This is a genomic window from Variovorax sp. 01N425, from assembly GCF_056399465.1.
In genome coordinates, this window is record NZ_JBFTRJ010000003.1 from 427,802 (window position 1) to 452,845 (window position 25,044).

25 protein-coding genes are annotated in these 25,044 nt (G+C 69.3%); 12 read left to right on the forward strand and 13 right to left on the reverse strand.

All coding sequences use genetic code 11. From position 1 onward, the window contains the following. Positions 1 to 8 precede the first annotated feature (8 nt). Together AC1DSC_RS07580 and AC1DSC_RS07585 are read left to right on the forward strand one after the other, a co-directional pair. Positions 9 to 1,373: an LLM class flavin-dependent oxidoreductase gene (locus tag AC1DSC_RS07580; RefSeq protein ID WP_436298314.1), complete on the forward strand. Its 1,365-nt coding sequence runs from the start codon at positions 9 to 11 to the stop codon at positions 1,371 to 1,373. Positions 1,374 to 1,408: 35 nt separating this feature from the next. Further along, complete coding sequence (locus AC1DSC_RS07585) at positions 1,409 to 2,629, forward strand: acyl-CoA dehydrogenase family protein (RefSeq protein WP_049805738.1); 1,221 nt, start codon at positions 1,409 to 1,411, stop codon at positions 2,627 to 2,629. On the opposite strand, the gene AC1DSC_RS07590 is transcribed toward AC1DSC_RS07585, so the two are convergent. The 5 genes from AC1DSC_RS07590 to msuE are packed head-to-tail and all read right to left on the reverse strand — an operon-like array spanning position 2,630 to position 8,042. Continuing rightward, positions 2,630 to 4,003, reverse strand: coding sequence for an LLM class flavin-dependent oxidoreductase (locus tag AC1DSC_RS07590; protein WP_027729410.1), 1,374 nt, complete (start codon positions 4,001 to 4,003; stop codon positions 2,630 to 2,632). A gap of 1 nt (position 4,004) precedes the next feature. Next, complete coding sequence (locus AC1DSC_RS07595; protein ID WP_436298313.1) at positions 4,005 to 4,865, reverse strand: MetQ/NlpA family ABC transporter substrate-binding protein; 861 nt, start codon at positions 4,863 to 4,865, stop codon at positions 4,005 to 4,007. A gap of 46 nt (positions 4,866 to 4,911) precedes the next feature. Continuing rightward, complete coding sequence (locus tag AC1DSC_RS07600; protein WP_436298312.1) at positions 4,912 to 6,195, reverse strand: SfnB family sulfur acquisition oxidoreductase; 1,284 nt, start codon at positions 6,193 to 6,195, stop codon at positions 4,912 to 4,914. A 3-nt stretch (positions 6,196 to 6,198) separates the two neighbouring features. Further along, the gene (locus tag AC1DSC_RS07605) at positions 6,199 to 7,452 is read right to left on the reverse strand and encodes an SfnB family sulfur acquisition oxidoreductase (protein WP_436298311.1); all 1,254 of its coding nucleotides are present in this window, start codon (positions 7,450 to 7,452) and stop codon (positions 6,199 to 6,201) included. Positions 7,453 to 7,463: 11 nt separating this feature from the next. Then, the gene (msuE, locus tag AC1DSC_RS07610) at positions 7,464 to 8,042 is read right to left on the reverse strand and encodes an FMN reductase (protein ID WP_436298310.1); all 579 of its coding nucleotides are present in this window, start codon (positions 8,040 to 8,042) and stop codon (positions 7,464 to 7,466) included. A gap of 188 nt (positions 8,043 to 8,230) precedes the next feature. Here msuE and AC1DSC_RS07615 point away from each other — a divergent pair, with 188 nt between their 5' ends. The 4 genes from AC1DSC_RS07615 to AC1DSC_RS07630 are packed head-to-tail and all read left to right on the forward strand — an operon-like array spanning position 8,231 to position 11,804. Next, positions 8,231 to 9,292: an ABC transporter substrate-binding protein gene (locus tag AC1DSC_RS07615; RefSeq protein WP_049805735.1), complete on the forward strand. Its 1,062-nt coding sequence runs from the start codon at positions 8,231 to 8,233 to the stop codon at positions 9,290 to 9,292. A gap of 13 nt (positions 9,293 to 9,305) precedes the next feature. Continuing rightward, positions 9,306 to 10,115, forward strand: a complete 810-nt coding sequence (locus AC1DSC_RS07620) for an ABC transporter ATP-binding protein (RefSeq protein WP_027729416.1) — start codon at positions 9,306 to 9,308, stop codon at positions 10,113 to 10,115. Continuing rightward, entirely contained in the window at positions 10,112 to 10,939 is an 828-nt protein-coding gene (locus AC1DSC_RS07625) for an ABC transporter permease (protein ID WP_018902961.1), read from the forward strand. The genes AC1DSC_RS07620 and AC1DSC_RS07625 overlap by 4 nt, the downstream gene beginning before the upstream one ends. Then, positions 10,932 to 11,804 carry a substrate-binding periplasmic protein gene (locus AC1DSC_RS07630; RefSeq protein ID WP_436298309.1) on the forward strand — a complete coding sequence of 291 codons (873 nt, stop codon included), beginning with the start codon at positions 10,932 to 10,934 and terminating at the stop codon, positions 11,802 to 11,804. Before AC1DSC_RS07625 ends, AC1DSC_RS07630 begins: the two co-directional genes overlap by 8 nt. A gap of 12 nt (positions 11,805 to 11,816) precedes the next feature. Here the strand turns inward: AC1DSC_RS07630 and AC1DSC_RS07635 are convergent, their stop codons facing one another. From AC1DSC_RS07635 to AC1DSC_RS07670, 8 genes are all read right to left on the reverse strand, one after another. Then, positions 11,817 to 12,788 (reverse strand): ABC transporter substrate-binding protein, encoded by a 972-nt coding sequence (locus AC1DSC_RS07635; RefSeq protein WP_478131793.1) that lies wholly within the window; start codon positions 12,786 to 12,788, stop codon positions 11,817 to 11,819. Positions 12,789 to 12,825: 37 nt separating this feature from the next. Further along, entirely contained in the window at positions 12,826 to 13,155 is a 330-nt protein-coding gene (locus tag AC1DSC_RS07640; RefSeq protein ID WP_012747031.1) for a 4Fe-4S dicluster domain-containing protein, read from the reverse strand. Further along, positions 13,152 to 14,774, reverse strand: a complete 1,623-nt coding sequence (locus tag AC1DSC_RS07645; protein ID WP_478131794.1) for an FAD-dependent oxidoreductase — start codon at positions 14,772 to 14,774, stop codon at positions 13,152 to 13,154. Before AC1DSC_RS07645 ends, AC1DSC_RS07640 begins: the two co-directional genes overlap by 4 nt. A gap of 127 nt (positions 14,775 to 14,901) precedes the next feature. Next, positions 14,902 to 16,794 carry a family 2A encapsulin nanocompartment cargo protein cysteine desulfurase gene (locus AC1DSC_RS07650; RefSeq protein WP_018902965.1) on the reverse strand — a complete coding sequence of 631 codons (1,893 nt, stop codon included), beginning with the start codon at positions 16,792 to 16,794 and terminating at the stop codon, positions 14,902 to 14,904. A 66-nt stretch (positions 16,795 to 16,860) separates the two neighbouring features. After that, complete coding sequence (locus AC1DSC_RS07655) at positions 16,861 to 17,793, reverse strand: family 2A encapsulin nanocompartment shell protein (protein WP_018902966.1); 933 nt, start codon at positions 17,791 to 17,793, stop codon at positions 16,861 to 16,863. A 59-nt stretch (positions 17,794 to 17,852) separates the two neighbouring features. Next, positions 17,853 to 18,122 carry a helix-turn-helix domain-containing protein gene (locus tag AC1DSC_RS07660; protein ID WP_012747027.1) on the reverse strand — a complete coding sequence of 90 codons (270 nt, stop codon included), beginning with the start codon at positions 18,120 to 18,122 and terminating at the stop codon, positions 17,853 to 17,855. Then, positions 18,119 to 19,033, reverse strand: a complete 915-nt coding sequence (epsC, locus tag AC1DSC_RS07665; protein WP_018902967.1) for a serine O-acetyltransferase EpsC — start codon at positions 19,031 to 19,033, stop codon at positions 18,119 to 18,121. The genes AC1DSC_RS07660 and epsC overlap by 4 nt, the downstream gene beginning before the upstream one ends. Before the next feature lie 40 nt (positions 19,034 to 19,073). After that, positions 19,074 to 19,559, reverse strand: coding sequence for a rhodanese-like domain-containing protein (locus tag AC1DSC_RS07670; RefSeq protein WP_012747025.1), 486 nt, complete (start codon positions 19,557 to 19,559; stop codon positions 19,074 to 19,076). 296 nt (positions 19,560 to 19,855) lie between these two features. Here AC1DSC_RS07670 and AC1DSC_RS07675 point away from each other — a divergent pair, with 296 nt between their 5' ends. The 6 genes from AC1DSC_RS07675 to metC are packed head-to-tail and all read left to right on the forward strand — an operon-like array spanning position 19,856 to position 24,933. Continuing rightward, positions 19,856 to 20,662, forward strand: a complete 807-nt coding sequence (locus AC1DSC_RS07675; RefSeq protein ID WP_436298307.1) for a transporter substrate-binding domain-containing protein — start codon at positions 19,856 to 19,858, stop codon at positions 20,660 to 20,662. A 7-nt stretch (positions 20,663 to 20,669) separates the two neighbouring features. After that, positions 20,670 to 21,413 (forward strand): amino acid ABC transporter permease, encoded by a 744-nt coding sequence (locus tag AC1DSC_RS07680; protein WP_436298306.1) that lies wholly within the window; start codon positions 20,670 to 20,672, stop codon positions 21,411 to 21,413. After that, positions 21,403 to 22,224, forward strand: coding sequence for an amino acid ABC transporter permease (locus tag AC1DSC_RS07685; RefSeq protein ID WP_436298305.1), 822 nt, complete (start codon positions 21,403 to 21,405; stop codon positions 22,222 to 22,224). Before AC1DSC_RS07680 ends, AC1DSC_RS07685 begins: the two co-directional genes overlap by 11 nt. Next, positions 22,211 to 23,071, forward strand: coding sequence for an amino acid ABC transporter ATP-binding protein (locus tag AC1DSC_RS07690; RefSeq protein ID WP_436043288.1), 861 nt, complete (start codon positions 22,211 to 22,213; stop codon positions 23,069 to 23,071). The genes AC1DSC_RS07685 and AC1DSC_RS07690 overlap by 14 nt, the downstream gene beginning before the upstream one ends. Before the next feature lie 21 nt (positions 23,072 to 23,092). Continuing rightward, the gene (locus AC1DSC_RS07695; RefSeq protein WP_436298304.1) at positions 23,093 to 23,731 is read left to right on the forward strand and encodes a cysteine dioxygenase family protein; all 639 of its coding nucleotides are present in this window, start codon (positions 23,093 to 23,095) and stop codon (positions 23,729 to 23,731) included. Continuing rightward, positions 23,728 to 24,933, forward strand: a complete 1,206-nt coding sequence (gene metC, locus AC1DSC_RS07700; RefSeq protein WP_436298303.1) for a cystathionine beta-lyase — start codon at positions 23,728 to 23,730, stop codon at positions 24,931 to 24,933. The genes AC1DSC_RS07695 and metC overlap by 4 nt, the downstream gene beginning before the upstream one ends. The last annotated feature ends 111 nt before the right edge of the window (positions 24,934 to 25,044 follow it).

Genomic DNA, 25,044 nt, shown 5'->3' on the forward strand with positions numbered 1-25,044 from the left:
CTCGACCCATGGCTTCATCCACGCGCCAGTTCAAGCTCGGCGCCTTCCTCATGCAGACCGGTCACCATATCGCGGCCTGGCGCCATCCGGGCGCGCAGGCCGATGCCGGGAGCAACTTCCGCCACTACGTCGAACTTGCGCAGAAGGCGGAAGCGGCCAAGTTCGACGCCATCTTCCTGGCCGATTCTGTCGGCGTTCGCAACAGCGACCTGGCGTCGCTCTCGCGCACGGCGCGCGCCGACCACTTCGAGCCGCTCACGCTGCTTGCGGCCATTGCGGCGCTGACCGAGCGCATCGGGCTCATCGCCACGGTGTCGACCAGCTTCAACGAGCCCTTCAACGTGGCGCGCAAGTTTGCCTCGCTCGACCAGATCAGCGGCGGACGCTCGGGCTGGAACCTGGTGACCTCCAGCGGCACCGGCGAGGCGCAGAACTTCAGCCGCGACGAGCATTTCGAGCACGCGCTGCGCTACGAGCGCGCGGCCGAGTTCCACGACGTGGTCACGGGCCTGTGGGACAGCTGGGAGGACGACAGCTTCGTGCGCGACAAGGCGAGCGGCCTGTACTTCGACGAGGACAAGCTGCACGTGCTGGGCCACAAGGGCACGCACTTCTCGGTACGCGGCCCGCTCAACGTGGCGCGCTCGCCGCAGGGGCGGCCGGTGGTGGTGCAGGCCGGCGCCTCTGAAGCAGGCCGCGACCTTGCCGCGCGCACGGCCGAAGTGATCTTCGTCGCACACCAGACCTTCGACGAAGCGAAGGCCTTCTACGCCGACATCAAGGGCCGCCTGCCGGGCCATGGCCGCCACCCCGACGAGGTGAAGATCATGCCCGGCATCTTCCCCGTGGTCGGCCGCACGCAGGCAGAGGCCGAGGAGAAGTTCGAGCAGCTGCAGCAACTGGTGCACCCGGTGGTCGGCGTGTCGCTGCTGTCGAACGTGATCGGAGGCTTCGATTTCTCCAGGCTGCCGGTCGACGGCCCGCTGCCCGAACTGCCGGAAACCAACGGCCCCAAGAGCCGCCAGCGGCTGCTGCTGGACCTGGCGCGGCGCGAAAACCTCAGCATCCGCGATCTCTACCTGCGCATTGCCGGTGCGCGCGGCCACCAGCAGGTGGTGGGCACGCCCGCCCGCATTGCCGACCAGCTGCAGCAGTGGTTCGAGGAAAGCGGCGCGGACGGCTTCAACATCATGGCGCCGTGGTTCCCGGGCGGCCTGGACGACTTCATCGAACTGGTGCTGCCCGAGCTGCGGCGGCGCGGCCTGTTCCGCACCGAGTACGAAGGCCGCACGCTGCGCGAGCACCTCGGGCTGCGGCGGCCCGCGCATCCGGCGCATTCGGCGCGCGAAGCGCATCCGGCCGCCATCGCGTGACCGCCTTCTCCACCTTTCCTGGTACCTCATCGTTCATGCCCCCACCACCCCCTGCCTACGAGCAGCTCGCCGAGCGCTTCCGCCCCGTCTTCGCCCGCATCGCCGAACATGCCGCCCAACGCGAGAACGAGCGCGCACTGGCCTACGACGCCGTCACCTGGCTGCGCGAAGCGAACTTCGGCGCGCTGCGCGTGCCGCGGGTCCACGGTGGCCTTGGCGCTTCGGTCGAGCAACTGTTCGACCTGCTCATCGAGCTTGGCGCCGCCGATTCGAACCTGCCGCAGATCCTGCGCGCGCACTTCGGCTTCATCGAACGGCTCTATGCCGAGATCGACCCCGAGCTGCATGCCCCCTGGCTGCGGCGCGCGGCCGACGGCGCGATCTTCGGCAATGCCACCACCGAGTTGGGCGAGGCCGAGCTGGGCACGCTGCAGACCACGCTCACACGAGACGGCAAGGGCTGGCTGCTCGATGGCGACAAGTACTACAGCACAGGCACGCTCTATGCCGACTGGATTCCCGTGACCGCCCAGCGCGCGGACGATCCGAGCAAGCAAGGCCGGGTGCTGGTGCTTGTGCCCGCGGAAGCGAGCGGCGTGGAACGCATCGACGACTGGCGCGGCTTTGGCCAACGCCTGACCGGGTCGGGCACCACGCGCTTTCGCCGTGTCGCTGTCGAGGCCGGCAATGTGCTGACCTACGACCGCGACCGGCCGACGCCGCTCACGGCCCATTTCCAGCTCACCCACCTGGCCACGCTGGCCGGCATCGCGCGCGCGATCGAGCGCGACGCGGTCGCCTTCGTGCAGCCGCGCAAGCGCGTATACAGCCACGGCAGCGGCACCACGCCGCGGGAAGATCCGTTGGTCCAGCAGGTGGTGGGGCAGCTTTCCAGCGCGGCCTTCACGGCCGCCGCAACGGTGGCTGCAGTGGCCCGCGGGCTGGGCGACATCGACCGCATGCACCAGCGCGGCGAGCCCGTTCCCGAAAGCCTGCTCGTCGACGTGGAGCTGCGCACCGCCAAGGCGCAGGTCGGCATCGTCGACACCGTGCTGAACGCCGCGACGCGCCTGTTCGATGTCGGCGGCGCCTCGGCGCTGCAGGAAGACCGGCGGCTGGATCGCCACTGGCGCAACGCGCGCACGCTGGCCTCGCACAACCCGGTGATCTACAAGGCGCGCGCGGTCGGCGACCACGCGATCAACGGAACCCGGCCGACCTTCTATTGGGCGGTGGGAAGCCGGGCCGAAAGTTGATCAGGCCTCGCCGGCGCGATGGCGGAACTGCGCCGCCGCATGGCGCGCAGGCAGCCGGTCGCCGGCATCGAACAGTTTGCGGCGCAGGCTGCCCTCGGCATAGGCGGTCTTGTAGACGCCGCGGTCCTGCAGCTCGGGCACGACCAGGTCGACGAAATCCTCGTAGCTCTCGGGCACCACGGTGCGGCTCAGGTTGAAGCCGTCCGCGCCGGTCTCGTCGATCCACGACTGCAGTTCGTCCGCCACCTGCGCCGCATCTCCGACGATGGCCGGGTAGCGCCCGCCGAGCTCGAACAGGTCCAGCAGCTTGCGGCGCGTCCAGCCCTGCTGCTCGGCGGTGCGGGTGGCCGATTCGATGGCGTTGGTCTTTCCGTAGTCGATCGGCTCGTCCAGGCCGTAGCGCGCGTAGTCGATGCCCGTGCTGGCCGAGAAGTGCGCCAGGCCCGCCTCGCGGCTCGCGTAGTCCCGGTAGTCCGCGTACTTTTCCTGCGCCTCCTTCGCGCTCGCGCCCGGCACCACCGCCGCGCCGACGAACACCTTGACGTCGTCGGGACGCCGGCCGGCCTGCACCAGCTGTTCGCGCAGTGCCTGCACGGTCTGGCGCGCCGCCTCCTTGCTGGGCGGCGAGATGAAGACGCACTCCGCGTGCCGCGCGGCAAAGCGCTGGCCGCGGCCGGAGCTGCCGGCCTGGAACAACACCGGCGTGCGCTGCGGCGAGGGCTCGGCCAGGTGGTAGCCCTCGACCTGGTGGTAGCGGCCGTCGTGCCGCACCTTGTGCACCCTGGCCGGGTCCGCGAAGACGCGCGCGGCCTTGTCGCGCCGCACCGCCGCGTCTTCCCAGCTCCCTTCCCACAGCTTGTAGAGCACCTCCAGGTACTCGTCGGCCCGTTCGTAGCGCTCGTCGTGCGCGATCTGCTCGGCCAGGCCCATCGCGCGCGCGGCGCTGTCGAGATAGCCGGTGACGATGTTCCAGCCGATGCGTCCGCGCGTGAGATGGTCCAGCGTCGAGAAGCGCCGCGCCAGCAGGTAGGGCTGCTCGTAGGTCAGATTGACCGTCACGCCGAAGCCCAGGTGCCGGGTCGCCGCCGCCATGGCCGACACCAGCATCAGCGGGTCGTTCACCGGCAGCTGGATCGACTCGCGCAGCGTCACGTCGACGTTGTGCTGGTAGACGTCGTAGACGCCCACGATGTCGGCAATGAACAGGCCGTCGAACAGGCCGCGCTCCAGCGTGCGCGCGATGCCGGTCCAGTGTTCGAGCGTGTTGTATTCGAGCGAGTGGTCGCGCGGATGGGTCCACAGGCCATGGTTGATGTGGCCCACGCAGTTCATGTTGAACGCGTTGAGCAGGATCTCTTTCTTCTTCTGCGCCATGTCAGAACGCCGGCAGCACGCCGCCCGCGAAGGTCTTGACGATGAAGTCGCGCACCTCGTCGGTCTGGTAGGCCTTGACCAGCTGCTGCACCCAGGGCTGTTCCTTGTCCTGTTCGCGCACCGCGATCAGGCAGGCATAGGGGCCCTCCTTGTCCTCGACCAGGATGCCGTCGCGCGCCGGATTGAGGCCGGCCTTGTTGGCATAGTCGGCGTTGACGGCCGAGGCGTCGGTGTCATCGAGCGTGCGCGGCAGCTGCGCGGCCTCGATCTCGACGAAGCGGAACTTCCGCGGGTTCTCGGTGACGTCGCGCGGCGTGGCGTTGATGCCCGCGATCGGGTCGATGCCGCTCTTGAGCTTGATGGCGCCGGCCTTCTGCAGCAGCAACAGCACCCGGCTTTCGTTCGACGGGTCGTTGGGAATGGCGATGCTGGCGCCCTCGGGCAGGTCCTTGAACGATTTGAACTTGCGCGAATAGATGGCGATGGGGCCGATCCAGGTGCGGCCGAAGCCGACGATCCTGTAGTCGCGCGAACGCACCTGCGCCGCGAGGAAGGGCCGGTGCTGGAAGCTGTTGGCGTCCAGGTCGCCGGCATCGAGCGCGGCGTTGGGCCGGCTGTAGTCGGTGAAGGGCACGATCTGGATCTTCAGGCCGTAGTCGCGCTCGGCCACGCGCTTGGCGACCTCGAAGGTCTGCTCGTGCGGCCCGGTCGTGACGCCTACCTTCAGGACCTTGGTGGTGCCGGGCGGCTCCTTGAGGGCCGCGAAGGCGGGCAAGCCCGCGCCGGCGGTGGCGGCGGCCGAGGCGAATTGCAGCAGGCGGCGGCGCGACAGCGCGGCGGAAAGCGATGGGAAGCGGCTCAAGCAAGACTCCGAAGAAGAACGGGAAAAGAAGAAAAGGACTCGGTGCTCACAGCGCGCCGTGCCGCGGCGGCAGCCGGTCGTTGAGGCGGTAGTTGCCGATGTGGTGGTACTTCCAGCGCACCGGGTCGTGCAGCGTGTGGGTGCGCGCGTTGCGCCAGAAGCGGTCCAGCCCCAGGCCGTCGAGCGTGGCGCCGGTGCCGGCCAGCTCGAACATGCGGTTGCCGGCGTCGAGCGAAGCGGTGGTGCTCAGCACGCGGGCCTCGGCCACTGCGATCGATGCCGCGGCCACGCTGTGATCGTCGGGCGCGCGCTGGGCCGCCTCGACGAAGCGCGCGGCGCGGCGCAGCAGGGCCTCGGCCGCGCGCAGGCGCACCGCCAACTCGCCGGTCAGCTGGATCGCGAACGGGTCTTCGCTCGCGCGTTCCACGCCGGCATCGATCCACGGCCGCGCTCGCTCGCGCACGAAGGGCAGCGTGGCCTCGAAGGCGCCGCGCCCGATGCCAAGGTCGATGGCGGCATGCAGCATCTGCGCGAACGGGCCGATGGTGGTGGGCCGCTCGAAGGAGGCCAGGAAGGGAATGACCCAGGCCGGGTCGATCTGCACCCCCTCGAAGCGCACCGAGCCGCTGCCGGTCACGCGCTGGCCGAAGCCGTCCCAGTCGTCAACGATGCTCACGCCCTCGGCGCGGCGCGGCACGAAGGCGAGCTTGGTCACTTCGCGTTCGCCCTCCTGTGCCACGACCAGCGTGGGAATCCAGTGCGCGAACAGTGCGCCGGTGCAGTAGAACTTCTGCCCGTCGACCTGCAGGCTGCCGCCCTCCTCGTGCAGGCGCGTTCGGCGCTTGAAGTCCTTGTGGCCGATCTCCGCGAGCGCATTGCCGAAGCGCTCGCCTTCGAGCACGCGGCGGTAGAAAAAGCTTTTCTGGGCCTCGGTGCCGCCGACGCGCAGCACCTCCAGCGCGTAGTAGTGGTTCTGCGGAATCTGCCCGAGCGAGCCGTCGGCGGCCGAGATGATGGCGATCACCTCCGCCAGCGTGCGTGCCGACACGCCGGCGCCGCCATGCTCGCGCGGCACCGTGATGGCCCAGAGGCCGCTGGCGGTGAAGCGCTCCAGCTCGTCCCAGGGCAGGCGCCGCTCGCGGTCGCGCACCGCGGCATCGCGCGCGAAGTCGGCGGCGAGCTCGCGCGCGATCTGCAGCGCCTGGGCATCGTCGCGGATGCGCAGCGGCCTCTGCCCAGGGACGGGTGCGGGCTGTGCATCGGCGCGGGCGGGAGCTCGCGCCGCGGGCGCCTCGGATGTGCGATCGGGAAGAAGAGCGGTGAGCGTCATCGATCAGTTCCAGGAATGCCGCGGCGGTGGCACGTGGTTGAGCAGGTAGTTGCCGATCAGGTGCGCCTTCCAGCGCACCGGGTCGTGCAGGGTGTGGGCGCGGGCGTTGCGCCAGTGGCGGCCGAGGTTGTGGGCTTCGCGCGTGGCCGAGGAGCCGGCGAGCTCGAACAGCTTCTCGCTGGCATCGAGCGCGATGCGCGTCGTCAGCACCTTGGCCTCGGCTACGGCAACCGAGGCGCGGGCGCTGGATTCGGCGGTGACGGGCCGGGCCGCCACGGCATCGAGCATGCGGCCGCTTTCCAGCAGCACCTCGTGCGCGGCATGCAAGTCCACCTCGAGGCGGCCCACGTCCTGGATGATGTAAGGGTCGTCCGCCGCGCGGGCCACGCCGGCATCGGTCCAGGGCCGCGCGTGCGCGCGCACGAAGGCGATCGCCTCGGCCAGCGCGGCCTGCGCAATGCCCTGGTCGATGGCTGCCTGCAGGAGCTGCGAGCCGGGGCCGAACAGGCCGGGCCGGTCGGCCAGCTGCCACAGCGGCAGCACGTCCGCCTCGTCGACCGGCACGGCCTCGAAGCGCACCGTGCCGCTGGCCGTGGTGCGCTGGCCGAAGGAGGACCAGTCGTCGACCACCGTGAGCCCGGGCGCATCGCGCGGCAACCACACCTGCACGGCGCGGCCCTGGTCGTCGAGCGCGCGTGCCGGCACGCGGTGGGCGAAGAGCGCACCGGTCGAATAGAAGCGCTCGCCGTCCAGGCGCAGTCCCTGGGGCGTGCGGCGCAGCCGTGTCGCGCCCTCCGCGATGGTCTTCGATCGCCGCTCCGGCCCCGCATTGCCCAGGCGCTGGCCCGCGAGCACCTCGGCGTAGAAGCGGGTCTTCTGCGGCTCGGTGCCGATCTCGCGGAGCACGCCCAGCACGCCGAAGTGGTTCTGCGGGATCTGGCCGAGCGAGGCGTCGGCGGCCGACAGGATCACGAAGACCTCGGCCAGCGTGGCGTAGGACACGTCGGCACCGCCATGCGCGCGCGGCACGGTGATGCCGCCGAGCCCGCTCTCGGACCAAAGGTCGACCTCATCCCACGGCAAGCGCCGCTCGCGGTCGCGCGCAGAAGCACCGGGGGCGAACAGCGCGGCAAGGCGGTGGGCGGCCTCCAGCGCTTCGCCGTCGCTGCGGATGCGCCGCACGCGCGCGGGATCGGGGTCGCGCGGTTTGCGCGGCACGGCGAATCCGTCGGGAAGAAGTTCAAGCGGGGAGGACATCGGCGAATCGCTCAGGCCAGCGCCAGCGAAGGCACTTCGAGCGGCCTGCCCGCGCGCTGGCGCAGCACGGGCAATGCGCGCTCGACGGCCAATGCGATGCGTGCGCGCAGTGCATTGCCGCTCACGCGGTAGTTGTCGAATTCCTTGTCGGTCGCATAGACGCCGACTGGCAGCGTGTGGGCCTGGAAGAAGCTGAACAGCGGGCGCAGCTGGTGGTCGATGGCCAGTGCGTGGCGGTCGCTGCCGCCGGTGGCCGCAAGCAGCACCGGCACGTCGATCAACGCTTCGTGATGAACGAAGTCGAAGAAGTGCTTGAAAAGCCCGGTGTACGAACCGCGATAGATCGGGCTCGCCACCAGCAGCAGGTCGGCGGATTCCACGTCCTTGAGCGACTGCTCGACCTCGGCTGGAAGCTGGCCGCGCTGCAGCACGCCGCCGAACTTCGGCACCAACTGGCCCAGTTCGACGAGGCGCGTCTCGGCGGGCCAGGCGTCGGTCAGGCCCTCCAGCAGTTCCTCGACCAGCGCGAGCGTGCGCGAAGGGCGTTGCAGGCCGCCGGAGACAGCGACGATCTTGAATTTGTGAGTCATGGTGGAAGAGCAGAAGAAGAAAAAAGCCAGGCCATGAATGTGCCGGCCGCGCGGCGCTTTTGGCGCATGGCTGCTAGAAGCATTTCAGCTATGCATGCGCGGTTTTCTTCGTTGATGAGGCGTGCGCGGTCTTCTAGGATCGGCGCTTCGCAACCAGCCAGACCGCTCCCGCGCCGGAGCGCGCCGCCATGCCCATCGAGACGCCCTCCTCTTCCCATGCCAGCGCCCCGCCTTCGAGGCGCCTGGCGCTCAAGACCTTCGCTTCGCTCGCCTCCGTGGCGGCCATCGGCAGCCTCGGGCTTTCGGGCTGCTCGCGCGAGGCCGGTGGCCCGGCCGTGGTGAAGAAGACCGGCGACAAGGTGGCGTTCAAGTACCCGAACAACCCGTCGTTCGACCTGATCTACCTGGCCGACGAGCTCGGCTACTTCGACGGCACCAATACCCGCCCCGAGTACGTCGGCAAGATCGCCGCGCCGCAGATCATTCCGCTGGTGGGCACGGGCGAGATCGACTTCGGCAGCCGCATGGTGCCGCTGGTGATCTCGGCCATTGCGTCGGGCGCGGACCTCAAGGTGGTGGCCGCGGGCGGCAAGACGCTGCAGGAGGCGCCGCACATGAAGTACTTCGTTCGCAAGGACTCGGGCATCCGCAACCCGAAGGACCTGGAGGGCAAGACCATCGGCTTCAACAGCTTCGGCGCCTGCGCCGAGTTCGTGACCAAGAAGTACCTGCGCCAGCACGGCGTGGACGTGGCGAAGATCAACTTCGTCGTGGTGCCCGACGAGCAGGCCGAGCAGACGCTGGTGACCGGCAACACCGACCTCGCGATCATCCACGCGCCCTTCTCGGGCCGGGCCGACAACGCCGAGCCCCTGGTGCGGCTGTGGAGCGACTACGACCTGGACGGCGGCCTGGGCGGCATGGCGCCGTACAGCGCGCATGGCCAGTTCATCCGCCAGCACCCCGAGGCGGTGCGCGATGTGGTGGCGGCGCTCGCCAAGGCCGGCAACTGGGTCAATGCCAACACCGAGGAAGCGCGCAAGCTGGTGGCCAAGCGCATCAACATGGACCTGAAGAACGTCGACCGCTACGCCTATGTCGACGACCTGGTGGTGACCGAGCCGCCGATCCAGTACTACATCGACATCCTGCAGTCCGAGGGCAAGCTCGCCGCCGGCAAGGTGGCGGTGAAGGACGTCTACACGAACGAGTTCAATCCCTTCGCGCAGCAGCAGGCCGCGAAGTCCTGACCCCACGCCCGCCATGAGCTTCAAGATCTCGGCCCGCGACCTGCGGATGGACTATGCGGCGCGCGGTGCGAGCGAGCGCGTGCGCGTGCTCGAAGGCTTCGACCTGGACGTGCGCGACGGCGAATTCCTCTCGGTGCTCGGCCCCTCGGGCTGCGGCAAGTCGACCTTCCTCGGCATCCTGGCCGGGCTGACGGAGCGCACCGGCGGGCGCATTGCCATCAACGGCCAGCCGCTTGCGGGCATCAACCGCAACCAGGGCGTGGTGTTCCAGGGCTATGCGCTGTTTCCGTGGCTCTCGGTGCTCGACAACATCGCCGTGGGGCTGGAGATTCGCGGCATTGGCAAGGCCGAGCGCCGCCGCACCGCGCACGAATACCTCGAACTGGTGGGCCTGCATGGCTTTGCAGACCGCTATCCGCACGAGATCTCGGGCGGCATGAAGCAGCGCGTGGCCATTGCGCGCTCGCTCGCCTACAGGCCCGACGTGCTGCTGATGGACGAGCCCTTTGCGGCGCTCGATGCGCAGACGCGCGAGGTGCTGCAGGGCGAGCTGCTGCGCATCTGGGAGCAGTACCGCAAGACCATCGTCTTCATCACGCACAGCCTGGAGGAAGCGGTGTACCTCTCCGACCGCGTGGCGGTGATGACGCAGCGGCCTGGGCGCATCAAGGACATCATCGACATTCCGCTCGCGCGCCCGCGCTTGGCGCAGGTGCGCCATACGGCCGAGTTCGCGGCGCTGCGCCAGCGCGCGTGGGAGGTGCTGAAGGATGAAGTGCAGCTCGGGCTGAAGCCGCGGTCGCTCGAGGGAGTGGTGTCATGAGCGCGGTGCTCGATGCGCCGGCGGCCCGCCCGCCGGGCCGCTTCTTCAGGTTCGCGCGCAGCCTTGGCCGCGTGGCCGAACGCGGCATTGGCATCGTGATCTTCCTGGCGCTGTGGGAGGCGCTGCCGCGCCTGGGCGTCGTGAGCGATGCCTACCTGAGCCCACCGTCCGCCGTGCTCGCGAGCATCGCCCAGCTCGTCGACACCGGCCAGCTCTGGAAGCATGTGGCGGCGAGCCTGCAGCGCTCGCTGTGGGGCCTGCTGCTCGCGAGTTTCTCGGGCGTGGTGCTGGGTCTCCTGATCGGTAGCTCGAAGCGGCTGGCGGCCATCGTCGATCCGGTGCTGCAGCTGTTTCGCCAGACCTCGGCCTTCGCGCTGTTCCCGGTGTTCATCCTGTTCCTGGGCATCGGCGAGCTGTCGAAGGTGGCGATCATCTTCTGGGCCTCGTTCTGGCCTGTGCTGCTGAGCACGGTGAGCGGCGTGAAGCAGGTCGACCGGCTGCTCGTCAACTCGGCGCTGTCGATGGGCGCCTCGCCGCGCTTCGTCTTCTTCAAGGTGGTGCTGCCGGCTTCGCTGCCGTCGATCTTCACCGGCGTGCGGCTGGCGGGGGCCTACAGCATCACGGCGCTGGTGGCGGCCGAGATGATCGGCGCGCATTCGGGCCTGGGCTTTCTCACGCTCAATTCGCAGGAGACCTTCCAGATCCCGACGATGTACGCCGGCATCCTGCTGCTGGCCGTGCTCGGCCTGCTGCTCAACTACCTGCTGGCCTTGCTGGAGCGCCGGCTGCTGCGCTGGCGCAAGGGGCTGAGCCTCGATGACTGAGCACAGGTTGCCCAAGCGCGGGCTGGCGCTGGCCGGCACGGCGCTCGTGCTGGCCATGGCGGTCGCGGGCCTCGGCGGCGCCCGGGCTTTCACGACGCCGCCGCTGTCGGGCCTGCCCAAGGGACCGGTGCTCGCCCATGCGATCGAGCGCGGCAAGCTGGTCGTCGGCGTGCGCCGCTATCCGCGCCCTGCCCCGCCCGAGGCGCCAACGCCGCCGGAACCCGACGGTTTCGACGCCACGCTCGCACGGCAACTGGCGGCTTCGCTCGGCGTGCCGCTGGAGCTGGTCGGCCTCGACCCTGCGGCGCAAGAGGCCGCGCTGCGCGAAGGCCGCGTCGACCTGCTGGTGGCGGGTGTGCCCGCCCGATCGACACACGGTATCGCCGCCGCCCCCGGCAGCTACGACACCGGCCGCGGCCTGGTGGTCTCGCTCAGGCGCGGCAAGGTTCAGGAGCCATCTGCGCTGCGCGGCGCATCGGTCTGCGTAGGCGAAGGTTCGGGCTACGCCGCCGCGGTGTCGCAGCGCTATGGCGCGCAGCCGCGCAGCTATCCCTCTTCGGTGCATGCGGCGTCGGCCTTCATGGCCGGCGAATGCGCGGCGCTCGCCGAGGACGCCGAGGTGCTGGAACGGCTCATGCGGAGCGAGGAATGGCGCTTCTACAAACCCCTGGCCGGCGACCTGCGTCCACCCTCGGATGCCGCCATCCGCCTGCCCGAAGGCGACGCCATGTCGCGCGATTACCTGGCCGCCGCACTGCGCCAATGGCGTGCCGACGGTACGCTGGACAAGGCGCGCGGCGCGCGCGTGGGCAACCTGCAGTTCGAGATCACGCTGCTCAAGGACGGCTTCGTCTGCCATTCCTGAGCACGGTGCGCATCAGTCTTCCTGGGCGCGCCATTGCGCGAGCGCGAAATCGCGGCTCACGAGGTTCTCAGCGAGCAGGAACTTCTTGACCTCGTCCAGCAGCGCCAGGCCTTCGGGCGGATACGCGGCCTCGGGGAAGTGGGAGAGCGGGTGCGAGATCTTCACGATCTCGAGCGGAAAGCCGCTCACCTCCGAGTGAAAGGCGTAGTAGTCCGCGCTGTTGCGCCGGATCTCCTGCAGCGCCGCGCGGCGTGCGCGCGTCCAGGCCGCAGGCAGTCCGGGCGCGGCCGCCAGCAGCTTGCTCGATGCGACGATCACCGAGGTGCCGCGCAGCGTCGGGTGCTTCTCGGCCTCGTCGATGACCGGATAGCCGCGCGAAGCAAGCAGCGGCCCCACGTCGACCTGCGCTGCGAAGGCCGCGATCGAGCCCTGGTCGAGCGCCGCCTCGCCGTCGCGCGGGAACATGTGGATCACCTTGACGGATTTCTGCAGCCCGTTCTCCTTGAGCAGGCCCAGCACGTAGCGGTGCATGTAGGAGCCGCGCGCCACGCCGATGGACTGGCCTTCGAGCGCCTTCACGCTGCGCACGCCGTCGCGCGGCGTGAGCAGCCAGACGTTCATGCCCACCGCGTCGAAACCGATGAGCTGGCCTTCGAGGCCGCGCGAGCGGGCCACCACGGCGGGCGTGTCGCCGTAGATGCCGACATCGAGCGCGCCCGAAAGAAAAGCCTCGTTGAGATCGGGCCCGTTCGGAAAATTGCGCGTCGTCACTTCCTTGAAACCGAGCGGGGCCAGCTCGCGCAGCAGGTGGCCCTGGCGCAGCGCCCAGCCGGTGGCGGCCGCGGGCTTCTTGCCGGGGCCGATGTAGCCGAGACGCAGCACCTGGCCGCTGCCCTGCGCAAAGGAGAAACGGGGCAATGCGCTCGCGGCGGTTGCGGCAACGGCGCCGCGCAGCAACCGGCGGCGGCTGGAGAGATCGGACATCGGGAGGACTCGCAGCAGGAAGGAAGAAAAAAAGGGCTCAGTGCGCCCGCCGCAGGAGCTCGAAGCTCGCATCGGCCGAAGCGGTCGACTGCCGGCCTCGGCCCCAGCCGATGGCACTGCGGTAGCTGCCCATCAGGGCCGAGGCCGCGGCATCGCGCTCCTCGGCGGTGGCACTGCGATCGGCAATGGGCGCGACGTACAGCGCGTCCTCGGGGCAGTACAGCTCGCACATGAAGCAGGTCTGGCAGTCGTCCTGCCGGGCGATGCGCGGCGGGCCGCCCGGCACCGCCTCGAACACGTTGGTCGGGCAGGCGTTCACGCAGATGTTGCAGCCGGTGCAGCGCTCGGCGCTGATGACTTCGATCATGCGGCCACCTCGTCCCGCACGGCATGGCGCTGCACCCAGACCTCGTCGAGCCCGCCGCTGAGCAGCCGGTGGCGCTGCGCCGGGTCGGCCGCACCGTGTTCGCGCCGGCGGTGCATGCCGCGCGTTTCGGTGCGCTGCAAGGCGCTGCGGTACATCCAGCGCGAGGTGGCCAGCATGGCGGCGGCTTCGCGTGCGCGAACAGCCTCTGTCGCCGTGGCAGCCGGCGCGCTGGTGCGCAGGCGGGTCCAGAGGGCATCGAGCCGTGCGAGTGAATCGCGCAGCGCATCGCCCTCGCGGAACCAGTTGCGCTCGTAGGGGAAGACTTCCGCCTGGACGGTGCGAATCACTTCCTGGCTGTCGAAGGCCGCGGCGCCGCGCGAGGAAAGCGCCACGCCGCCGGCGCGCAAGGCCGTGCGGTTGGAACCCACAGCGCGCGCGTCGCGTCCGAAGGCCGCCGCGCCTGCGCCGGCCCAGAAGCCGGAGGACAGGGCCCAGGCCGCGTTGTGGCTGCCGCCGCCCGTGAAGCCGCCGCAGATCAGCTCGCGCGTTGCCGCATCCCCCGCGGCGTAGAGGCCGGGCACGGAGGTGGCGCAGCTGTCGTCCACCAGGTGCAGGCCGCCCGTGCCGCGCACCGTGCCTTCGAGCCGCAGCGTCACCGGAAAGTGCTGCGTGAACGGATCGATGCCCTGGCGGTCGAAGGAGACGAAGAAGTTGGGCTGCGCCGTGCGCATCCATGCGCGGATCTGTGCGTCGGCGCGGTCGAGGCAGGCGAACACCGGTTGCGATTGCAGCGTCTGCGCGATCACGCCGCGCCCTTTGGAGGAGCCCGCACCTTCGATGGCCGTGCCGTCGGCCGTGTAGAAAGTCGCCCAGTTGTAGAACAGCGACTTGGTGACCGACGAGAAGGCCGGCCCCAGTCCGTAGGCGTTCGAGAACTCCATGCCCGACAGCGCCGCGCCGACCTCGGCCGCCATCAGCTGGCCGTCGCCGGTGAGCACATTGCAGCCGAGCGCCCGGCTCAGGAAGGCACAACCGCCGGTGGCGATGACGACCGCGCCGGCACGCACCACCCAGGTGCTGCCGCTTTGGCGGTTCACGCCGGTGGCGCCGCAGACAGTGCCGTGCTCGTCCACCAGCAATTCCAGCGCCGGGCTGTGGTCGAGGATGCGCGCGCCCGCTTCCTTCACCCGCTTGCGCATCAGCCGCATGTATTCGGGCCCTTGCAGCGAAGTGCAGCGCAGCGCGCCCTGGTCGTCGGCGGGGAACGGATAGCCCCAGTCCTTGAGCCGCTCGACGTTGGCCCAGGTCTGCTCGAGCACCCGGTCCATCCAGGCATGCTCGGCGAGATGGCCGCCCATGGCAAGCCGGCTGGCCTTGGCCTCTTCGCGCGCCGAGCCGTCCGGCGGCACATGCCACAGGCCGGTGCCCGAGGGCGCGGTGGCGCCCGAGGTACCGCAGAAGCCCTTGTCGGCCAGCAGCACGCGCGCGCCCTGCGCGGCCGCGCTCACCGCGGCCCATGCGCCCGCCGGGCCGCCGCCGATCACCAGGACATCGGCCTGATGCCTGTCGGAGCCGTCGCTCCCCGAAAGAAGCTGCCGCTCGAAATCTCTCGCGCCCATGGTTGGTTGCCTCGCAATGCAAAGAAGGCGACCGTATCAACGGCCGCCTGCGTGCACAACGAAGAAAAGCAGGGATCGATATGCGCCCGGCGCACGAAGCCGCCGAGCCGGCCCAGCCCCCCGGCGTTCAGCCGCGCCGCTGCCCTGCCAACCGCCGCACCACCGACACCAGCCGGTCGATCTCGTCGAAGGTGTTGTAGAAGGCCAGCGACGGCCGCACGGTGGTCTCGACACCGAAGCGGCGCAGGATCGGCTGTGCGCAATGGTGGCCCGTGCGCACGGCGATGCCCTCGTCGTTGAGCGCGTGGCCCACCTCTTCGGTGGTGTAGCCGTCGAGCACGAAGGACATCACGCTGGCCTTGTCGGCCGCCGTGCCGATCAGCCGCACGCCCGGAATCGCGCCGAGCTGCGCCATGCCGTACACGAGCAGGTCGTGCTCGTAGCGCGCGATGTTCTCGATGCCCACCTTGTTCACGTAGTCGATGGCTGCACCCAGCCCCACGGCATCGGCAATGTTGCCGGTGCCGGCCTCGAACTTGTTCGGGATCGGCTGGAACACGGTCTTCTCGAAAGTTACGTCGGCAATCATGTTGCCGCCGCCCTGCCAGGGCGGCATGTCCTCGAGCACTTCGCGCTTGCCCCACACCACGCCGATGCCGGTCGGGCCGAACACCTTGTGGCCGGAGAACACGAAGAAGTCGGCGCCGATGTCCTGCACGTTCACGCGCATGTGCGAGACCGACTGCGCGCCGTCGACCAGCGCCTTGGCGCCCGCGCGATGCGCCAGTTCGACGATCTCCTTCACCGGCACCACGGTGCCCAGCGCGTTCGAGACCTGCGTGACGGCGACGATCTTCGTGCGGTCGTTCAGCAGCTTGCGGTATTCATCGAGCAGCACCTGGCCCGAATCGTCCACCGGGATGACGCGCAGCTTCGCGCCCTTGGCGGCGGCGAGCTGCTGCCACGGCACGATGTTGGCGTGGTGCTCGAGATTGGAGACGATGATCTCGTCGCCCTCGCCCACATGCTGCCCGCCCCAGCTCTTGGCCACGAGGTTGATGGCCTCGGTGGTGCCGCGCACGAAGATCACTTCTTCGACCTCGGGTGCGTTGATGAACTTTCGCACGCGCTCACGCGCGCCTTCGTAGGCATCGGTGGCGCGTGCGGCCAGTTCATGCGCCGCGCGGTGGATGTTGGAGTTCTCGTGTTCGTAGAAGTACGCGATGCGGTCGATGACCGATTGCGGCTTGTGCGTGGTGGCGGCGTTGTCGAACCACACGAGCTGCCGGCCGTTCACGCGCTCCTGCAGGATCGGGAAGTCGCGGCGCACGGCGTGGACGTCGAACGGCGGATGCCGGCTGCTGCCCGCGAGCGGCACCGCATCGGGCCCGCGCGGATCGGGCTTGGCCGGCGTGACGAAGCCATTGGGCAGGCGCACCGCGTCGACGAAGTAGAACTGCGGCTTCTCACTCCCTTGCATCCGGGATTGGCTCCCTCGCCCCTCCGGGGAGAGGGCTGGGGTGAGGGGCTGCGGCGACGGAACGCCAGCAAGTGGTTGAACGCTCCCGCCCTCCCCCGCAAGCGGGAGAGGGGGCAAGACCTGCCCAGGGGGTGAGATGGCGGGGATCGTGCCAGCCGATGGATGGCCATAACCGTCGCTCAAGAAGTAGAACGGCGAGGCCGCGGCCTGCGGCGCCACGGGTGCGCCGACTTGCTGCGGCACGCCCTGCACCACGCCGCCCGAACGCGGCTCGAAAGCCGGCGCCACCGACAGCACGCTGTCGGGCACGCCATTGCCCGCCACCGCGTGCGGCGCCAGCGCCGGCGCGCGGTTCGCGAGCGAAGGCAGCTGCGTGGGCGATGCCGGCAGCAGGTTGGCGCCCGGAATCTGCCCCTGCGGAATCGGCGTGCCGGGCACGCTCGGGCCAAAGCCCGCGGGGCTCGCCAGCGGCGACCCCGGCGGCGCGATGTTGGCGGGAAACTGCGCGCCCGGCGGTGCGGAGAACATGGCGCTCGCCATGCGTGCGAGAACGGCCGGATCGAACGGCGCCTCGCCAGGAATCGAGGGTGTGCTGCTCACCGCGGCTTACTTGTAGGTGTCGGGATAGTCGTGGTACTTGCCGATCTCGACGTCGTCGAGCACGGCCAGCGCGTCGGTGGTCAGCACCGCCAGCGAGCAGTACAGCGAGATCAGGTACGACGCGATCGCATGGTTGTTGATGCCCATGAACCGCACCGACAGGCCCGGCCCCTGCTCGCCCGAGAGCCCCGGCTGGAACAGCCCCACCACGCCCTGGCGCTTGTCGCCCACGCGCAGCAGCAGGATCTTGCTCTTGCCGTCGGCCACGGGCACCTTGTTCGACGGAATCAGCGGAATGCCGCGCCAGGTGATGAACTGCGAGCCGAACAGGCTCACCGTCGGCGGCGGCGTGCCGCGGCGCGTGGCCTCGCGGCCGAAGGCGGCAATGGCCAGCGGGTGCGTGAGGAAGAAGGCGGGCTCCTTCCACACCTTGGTCAGCAGCTCGTCGAGGTCGTCGGGCGTGGGCGCGCCGGTCAGCGGGAAGATGCGCTGCTCTTCGCTCACCTGGGCCAGCAGGCCGTAGTCGGGGTTGTTGATGAGCTCGCTCTCCTGGTTCTCCTTGATCGTCTCGATCGTGAGGCGCAGCTGCTCCTTGATCTGGTCGTGCGGGCTGCTGTAGAGGTCGGAGATGCGCGTGTGCACGTCCAGCACGGTGCTCACGGCGTTGAGGTAGTGCTCGCGCGGGTTCTCTTCGTAGTCGACGAAGGTGCGCGGCAGTTGGTTCTCTTCTTCGCGCGAGGTGCAGGTGACCTTGATCGATTCGGGGTTCCTGACCTTGTTGACGCGGTAGATGCCCGCCTCCACCGGCACCCATTGCAGGAGGTGCGTCAGCCAGCGCGGGCTGATGGTCTCCAGTTGGGGGACTGTCTTGGTGGCGTTGGCCAGTTGGCGGGCGGCGTTGTCGCCAAGGGCGGTGATACCACCGACTGTTGCGCTCATGAATCAAGGCTCCGTATTGGGAAGGTGGCCGCAAGTGTCAGGCGGCCTGGGGTTTTCCCTCAACAGGCTATAGCCGCCAAGTTGATCCTGCGCACCAGGCGCGATTGCTCCAGCTGCTCGCAGCGCAGCAGCAGGCCGACCATGTTGATGTCCAGCGCCGCGGCCAGCTTGTGCGCCGTGACGATCGACGGAATGACGCGTCCGCGCTCCACCTCGCCGACATAGGAGCGGTTCAGGTCGGCGCGCTCGGCCAGCGCCTCCTGCGACCAGCCCTTGCCCTCGCGCAGCTGGCGGATGGTCACGCCGAAGTCTTCGACGAAGTCCTTCATGCGCCCGCTCCCTGCGGCGCGTTCTGCAGGCTGGCCTGCGTGACGCTCGCGCCCGGCCTCACATCCTCCGTGATCCAGACATTGCCGCCGATGACCGCACCCTTGCCGAGCGTCACGCGTCCGAGGATGGTGGCGCCGGCGTAGATCACGACATCGTCTTCCACCACCGGGTGGCGCGGCAGGCCCTTCTGCAGGTTGCCTTCGGCATCGGTCGGAAAGCGCTTGGCACCGAGCGTGACAGCCTGGTACAGGCGCACGCGCTTGCCGATGACCGCCGTCTCGCCGATGACGACGCCCGTGCCGTGATCGATGAAGAAGCCCGCATCGATCTGCGCGCCGGGGTGGATGTCGATGCCGGTCTGCGCATGCGCGAGCTCGGCCACGATGCGTGCCAGCAGCGGCAGGCCGAGTGTGTAGAGCTCGTGCGCCAGCCGGTGGTGGATCATCGCGAGCACGCCGGGGTAGCACAGCAGCACCTCGTCCACGCTGCGCGCCGCCGGATCGCCCTGGTAGGCCGCGAGCACGTCGGTGTCGAGCAGGCGGCGCAGCTGCGGCAGTGCACCCGCGAAACGGCGCACCGCATCGGTCGCGGCGTCGTCGATCTCGCCCGGTGAACGCGGTTCGTGCCGGGCGTTGAATTCGAGCTCGAGGCGGGCCTGCACCAGCAGGGCCTGCAAAGCGGAATCGAGCGAGTGGCCGACGTAGAAATCTTCGCTCTCGTGGCGCAGGTCGGGCGGGCCGAGCCGCATCGGAAACAGCGCGCCCTTGAGCGATTCGACGATCTGCGCGAGCGCATCGCGCGACGGAAACTCGCGTGCGCCGGGCTCGCGCGAGCGCCGCTGTGAATCGCGCCATTCGTCGCGCACGCCATGCAGCGCGCGCACGATGCCGCCCACCTCGAAATGAGCCATGTGGTTGTTCTCCCTGGAAAGGAATGCTGGAACGCTGCCGTCAGTCCTGCACCCACGGCAGGCCGTGGAAGCGCCAGCCGTCGGAGGCGCCGCGGTGCTGGCGTGCGTCGATCTCGCCCTCGAAGCCTTCGAGCACGTTGAACACGTGCGTGAAGCCGGCCTTGGCGGCCGCTTCCGCCGCGAGTGCCGAGCGCTTGCCGCTGCGGCACAGCAGCAGCGCCACTGCGTCCTTGCCGCCGTGCTTCGCCAGCCTGGCCTCGAGCTCGCGCACGAAGCGCGGATTGCGCGTGAGCGCCGTGCCGGTCGCCCAGGCCACGTGCAGGCTTTCGGGCACATGGCCCACGAACTTGCGCTCTTCGCCCGAGCGCACATCCACCAGCACGGCCCGGCCGCCCTGCACCAGCGCCCATGCGACGGGCGGCGTCACGCCGCCGGCATAGGGCCATCCCGCATCGGCCGCACGAATGCGCGCTTCCTCCAGGGCGGGCGGCAAGAGGGCGAGATCTTCTTCAACTTCCACTGACATGCGCTTGGGCTCCTGTGCGTTGCTTCTTCATTCGCCATCCGGCTTGGTGGCGATGGCCATCACTCTAGGAGCGGGGCGATGAAGTTCAAACAACCGAAAAGTCGATTCCAAACAACCAAATGGTCTAACGACCCGATCCGTCTTCGCACGAAAAAACGCATATCGATAGTCGAAGGCATTCGTTGCGGCGGCGGATGCGGCCTCGCAAGATCGCTGGCTCTCTTCCTGCCTGATTGCTTCGCTCTTCCCATTCGATGACCTTCTGCCTCCGACCCTCCTCCCTCCTCTCTTCCCGCATGGCCATGGCACTGGCCGCGGTTCTGGGCCTGGGCGCATCTGCGGCGCACGCCGACGCCACGCTCGATCGCATCAAGCAGCGCGGCAAGGTGGCCATCGGTGTGGTGGTGGGCGGCGGTCCCTTCGGCTCGATCGATCCGGCCACGCAGCAGCTGATCGGCTGGAACCCCGACCTGGCGCGCGACCTGGCCAAGCAGCTCGGTGCCGAGGCCGAGCTGGTGCAGGTGCAGCCGTCGAACCGCGTGCAGTTCCTGCAATCGGGCAAGGTCGACCTGCTGATTGCCTCGATGGAATACAACGCCGACCGCGGCGAGATCCTCGGCCACGCGCCCACGCCCTTCTACCGCGTGGGCGGCACGGCCGCGGTGCTCAAGAGCAGCGGCATCGCCAAGTGGGAGGACCTGCGCGGCAAGGTGGTCTGCGCTTCGCAGGGCAGCAGCTACGTGAAGCCGCTGCAGGAGCAGTACGGTGCGCAGGTGCGCGGCTTCAAGACCTCTTCGGAATCGCTGCTCGCGCTGCGCGGCGGCAATTGCGTGGCGGCCGTGCACGATGCCACGCTGATCCAGCCGCTTCTTCGGAGCAACGCCGAATGGGCCGCCTATGCGGCGCCGATCCGCGACGAGATATTGCCCGCGCCCTCGGTGGTGTGGACCCGCAAGGGCGAGGCCGACACCATCGCCGCCGTCGACAAGGCGGTGCAGCAGTGGCACCGCAGCGGCTGGCTGATTGCCACCGAAAAGCGCAACGGCATCGAGCCGCCGCAACCGCTGCTGACCGAACTGCAGGCCAGGTTCAAGGCGCCCTGAGCGTCGGATGAGCGAAGCACTGCTCGCGCAGGCCGTGGCCGCCCTCAAGACGGTGGGGCTGAACTACGCCTTCGTGCTCGACCTGGGCGAGCGCAGCGCCTTCCTGCGCGGGCTCGGCGTCACGCTGCAGCTGTGCCTGCTGACCATTCCCGCAAGCCTTGCGGCCGGCGTGCTGATTGCGGCGGCGCTGACGTCGGGCCGTGCCTGGCTGGTGCAGCCGGCGCGCGCCTTCGTCGAGGTCACGCGCAACACGCCCACGCTGGTGCAGCTGTACTGCGCGTTCCTCGTGCTCAACATGCTGATCACGCAGCACGTGAAGCTGCCCGGCGGCAATCCGCTCACGCCCTTCGTGTGGGTGGTGATCGTGGTGTCGCTGCACAAGGGCGTGTTCCATGCCGAGGCGCTGCGCGCGGGCATCGGGGCCGTGCCGCGCGTCACGCTGGAGGCCGCGCGTTCGCTCGGCTTCTCGCAGCGCCAGCTGCTGTGGCGCGTGGAGCTGCCGCTGGCGCTGCGCTTCGCACTGCCCGCGCTGGTCAACAACCTGGTCGACCTGGTCAAGATGACCGCGGTGGCCTCGGCCATTGCGGTGGGCGACGTGACCTACGAATCCATCATGATCTGGACGCAGCGCGACAACGTGCTCGAACTGCTGCTGCTGATCCTGGTCTTCTTCGGCCTCTTGACCTGGCTCGTGAGCCTGGCGGGCCGCTGGCTCGAGGAGCGACTGAGGATGCCCGGCTATGGCCAGTGAGATCGCGCTTCCTCAAGGCAGCGCCCCTGCCATCGCCGCGGACGCCGGTACGCCCGCGTGGCGCAGGCCGTGGGCCCTGGCCGCGTGGGCCGCCTTGGCGCTCGTGGCTTTCTGGGCCGCCACCGGCACCACGCCCACGGCCTTCGTCCATCTCTGGACATGGCTGCCCGCACTGCTGCGCGGCCTCCTGGCGAACATCGAGATCAGCGTGCTCGCGATGGCACTGGGCACGCTGGCCGGGCTGGTGGTGGGGGCCGTGTCGCTCTCGCCGCTGCGGGTGCTGCGCGTCGCCGCGCGCTGGTATGTGCAGGTCTTTCGCAATGCGCCCGTGCTGGTGCTGGTCTATTTCACGACCTATGTGTTCCCGTTCGAGCTGCACCTGGTGTCGTGGACTTTTCCTTTCCCCGACTGGATCAAGGTGGTGCTGGGCCTGGCACTGCCAGCCAGCGCGAACGTGGCGGAGATCTTCCGCGGCGCGATCCAGTCGATCCCGAGCGCGCAGTGGGAGGCCGCGCAGTCGCTGGCCTTCAGGCGCTGCGAGATCTTCCGCCTGATCGTGCTGCCGCAGTGCCTGCGCCGCATGCTGCCGCCGTGGATGAACCTGTACGCCAGCATCACCATGAGCACGGCGCTGGCCTCGCTGGTGGGCGTGCACGACGTGGTCGACACGGCACAGATCGCGAGCAACACGGTGGCGCGCACCGACTTCACCATCCTTGTCTATTTCACGCTGCTGGGCCTGTTCTTTGCCTGCTGCCATCCGATCGCGCGCGCCACCCGCGCGCTGGAACGTCGCCATGACCGCCACTGATACCACCGGCTCCACGCCTGCTGCGCTGGAAGCCCCGCTCGTGGCCCTGCGCGATGTGCACCTGCGCTTCGGCGCCAACGAGGTGCTCAAGGGCATCGACCTGGAGGTGCGGCGCGGCGAGGCCGTGTCCATCATCGGACCCTCGGGCTCGGGCAAGTCGACGATCCTGCGCTGCATCACCGGCCTGCTTCGGCCACAGCGCGGTGCGATCCGCGTGGGCGACACGCAGGTGGACGCGCTGCGCTCCGAGGCCGAGCTGATCGCGCTGCGCAAGCGCGTGGGCTTCGTGTTCCAGCAGTACAACCTGTTCCCGCACCTCACCGTGCTGGAAAACCTGGTGATCGCGCCCACGCGCGTGGCGGGCCGCGACCGCGCCGCGGCGCAGCGCGAAGCGCGCACGCTGCTCGACAAGGTGAGGCTGTCGCACAAGGAGGCCGCCTATCCCGGCGAGCTTTCCGGCGGGCAGCAGCAGCGCGTCGCCATTGCGCGGGCGCTGGCGATGCGGCCCGAGCTGATGCTGTTCGACGAGGTGACCTCGGCCCTCGACCCCGAGACCGTCGGCGAGGTGCTGACCGTCATCCGCGACCTGGTGCAGGAAGGGCTGACCTGCGTGCTGGTGACGCACGAGATGCGCTTTGCCGAGGAGATCAGCGACCAGGTGTATTTCACCGAGGCCGGCGTCATCGTCGAGCACGGTCCTGCGCCGCGCATCTTCGGCCAGCCCGAAAGCGAGCGCACCCGCGCCTTCCTGCGCCGCGCGCTCGGCGAAGGCGCGCGCACGGCGCCTGCACGGCCCGCTCCCCTTCCTGAAGCGCTGCCCTTCGAGCGGCTGCGCTTTGCGCTCTGAACCCTTCGCTCCCTTCAAGCCATGACCACCTCCCACAGCCTCTCGGGCACTGCATTGGCCGCCCGGCGCCGCGTCGCCGTCGACCAGGCACTGACCGACATCCGCGGCATCGCGAGCACGCAGCCCTTCGACCGCACCGTTCTTGCGCGCATCACGGCGCGCCTCGAAAAGCTCGCGCAGCAGACCGAGCTTTTCACCCGCACCGACTTTCCGCCGCCGGCCGCCACGGAAGGCGTGGGCGCCTCCACGCGCTACCGCCTGAACCCCGAGGACGGCGACGACGACATCGCGCTCTACCTGAACTCCATCAACCCGGGCAAGACCTCGATTCCGCACAACCACACGACCTGGGCCGCCATCGTGGCGGTCGAAGGGCAGGAGGAGAACCGCATCTACCGCCGCACCGACGACGGCCGCGACCCGGCCGTGGCCCGGCTGGAGCTCAAGCGCGAAGTGACGGTTCAGCCCGGCACGCCGATCGCCTTCCTGCCCGACGACCTGCACAGCATCCACGTGATCGGCGACAAGCCCACGCTGCACTTCCACCTGTATGGCCGACCGCTCGAAACGCTCTCGCAGCGCATCGGCGTGAACCTGGAGACTGGCGCGGTCGTCAACTACAACGCCACGCAGCTCAAGCCGGGCAAGGCGGTGGCATGACCGCGGCCTTTCCAGGAAAGCGCCTGCATTCCGCCACCCGGCTGCTGCATGCGGGCGCGCCCGCGTTGCGCGACGGCGCGGGGCCGGTGAACGTGCCCGTGGTGCGAACCAGCACCGTGCGCTTCGAGAACACGGCCGCCCAGGCCGACCATCACCACCGCCGCACGGCGGGCGAACGCGTGGCCTCCTATGGCCGCCATGGCCTGGACACCCACCGCGCGCTCGAAGACGCGGTGGTCGGCCTCGAGGGCGGGCACCGCGCCTTCCTCACGCCCTCGGGGCTGTCGGCGATCACGCTGGTGCTGCTCGCACTGCTCTCGCCCGGCGACCACGCGCTGGTGGCCGATGGCGTGTATGCGCCGCTGCGCCGCGTCGACAGCGCGCTGCTGCAGCGCCTGGGCATCACGGTCGAGTATTTCTCGCCCACACACGACGACCTGGCCAGCCGGCTGCGGCCAAACACGCGCCTGCTCTACCTCGAATCGCCGAGCTCGCTGCTCTACGAAGTGCTGGACCTTCCCGCGCTGGCCGCCATCGCGCGCGACCACGGCGTGACCGTGGCCACCGACAACACCTGGAGCGGCGGCTGGTTCCATCAGCCGCTGGCGCTGGGCGCCAACATCTCGATCCAGGCGGCCACCAAGTACATCTCGGGCCATTCCGACCTGATGCAGGGCATCGTGGTGGTCGACAGTCCGGCGCTGGCCGCCAAACTCTCGACCGCCTACGAGGCGCTGGGCCTCACCATCGGCGCCGACGATGCCTACCTCGCGCTGCGCGGCCTGCGCACGCTGCCTGTGCGCCTCGCGCAGCACCAGCGCAATGCCACGGCGGTGGCCGAGTTCCTGCAGCAGCAGCCGCAGGTGTCGCGCGTCTTCTACCCGGCGCTGCCCACCGACCCCGGCCATGCACTGTGGAAGCGCGATTTCAGCGGTGCGAGCGGCCTGGTCTCCTTCGAATTCCGCCATGCCACGACGGCGGCGGCCAACGCCTTCGTCGATGCGCTTGCGCTCTTCGGCATCGGCGCCTCATGGGGCGGCTACGAAAGCCTGGCGCTGGCCGCCCAGCCCGAAAGGCTGCGCGAACACCGGCAGTGGACTGGCGATGCGCCCGTGGTGCGGCTGCACATCGGGCTCGAAGATCCGCGGGACCTGATCGCCGACCTGGCGCAAGCCTTCGCTGACGCTGCGCCGGCACTCTGAACACAGGCAAAAAGTAGTGTTCAACCTGACTGGATGTTCAGGTTTTCCAGGCCGCCCGCTGTTATTCTGCGCAACATATTTGTTAGCGAAAGTATTCATGCGCGCTGGATC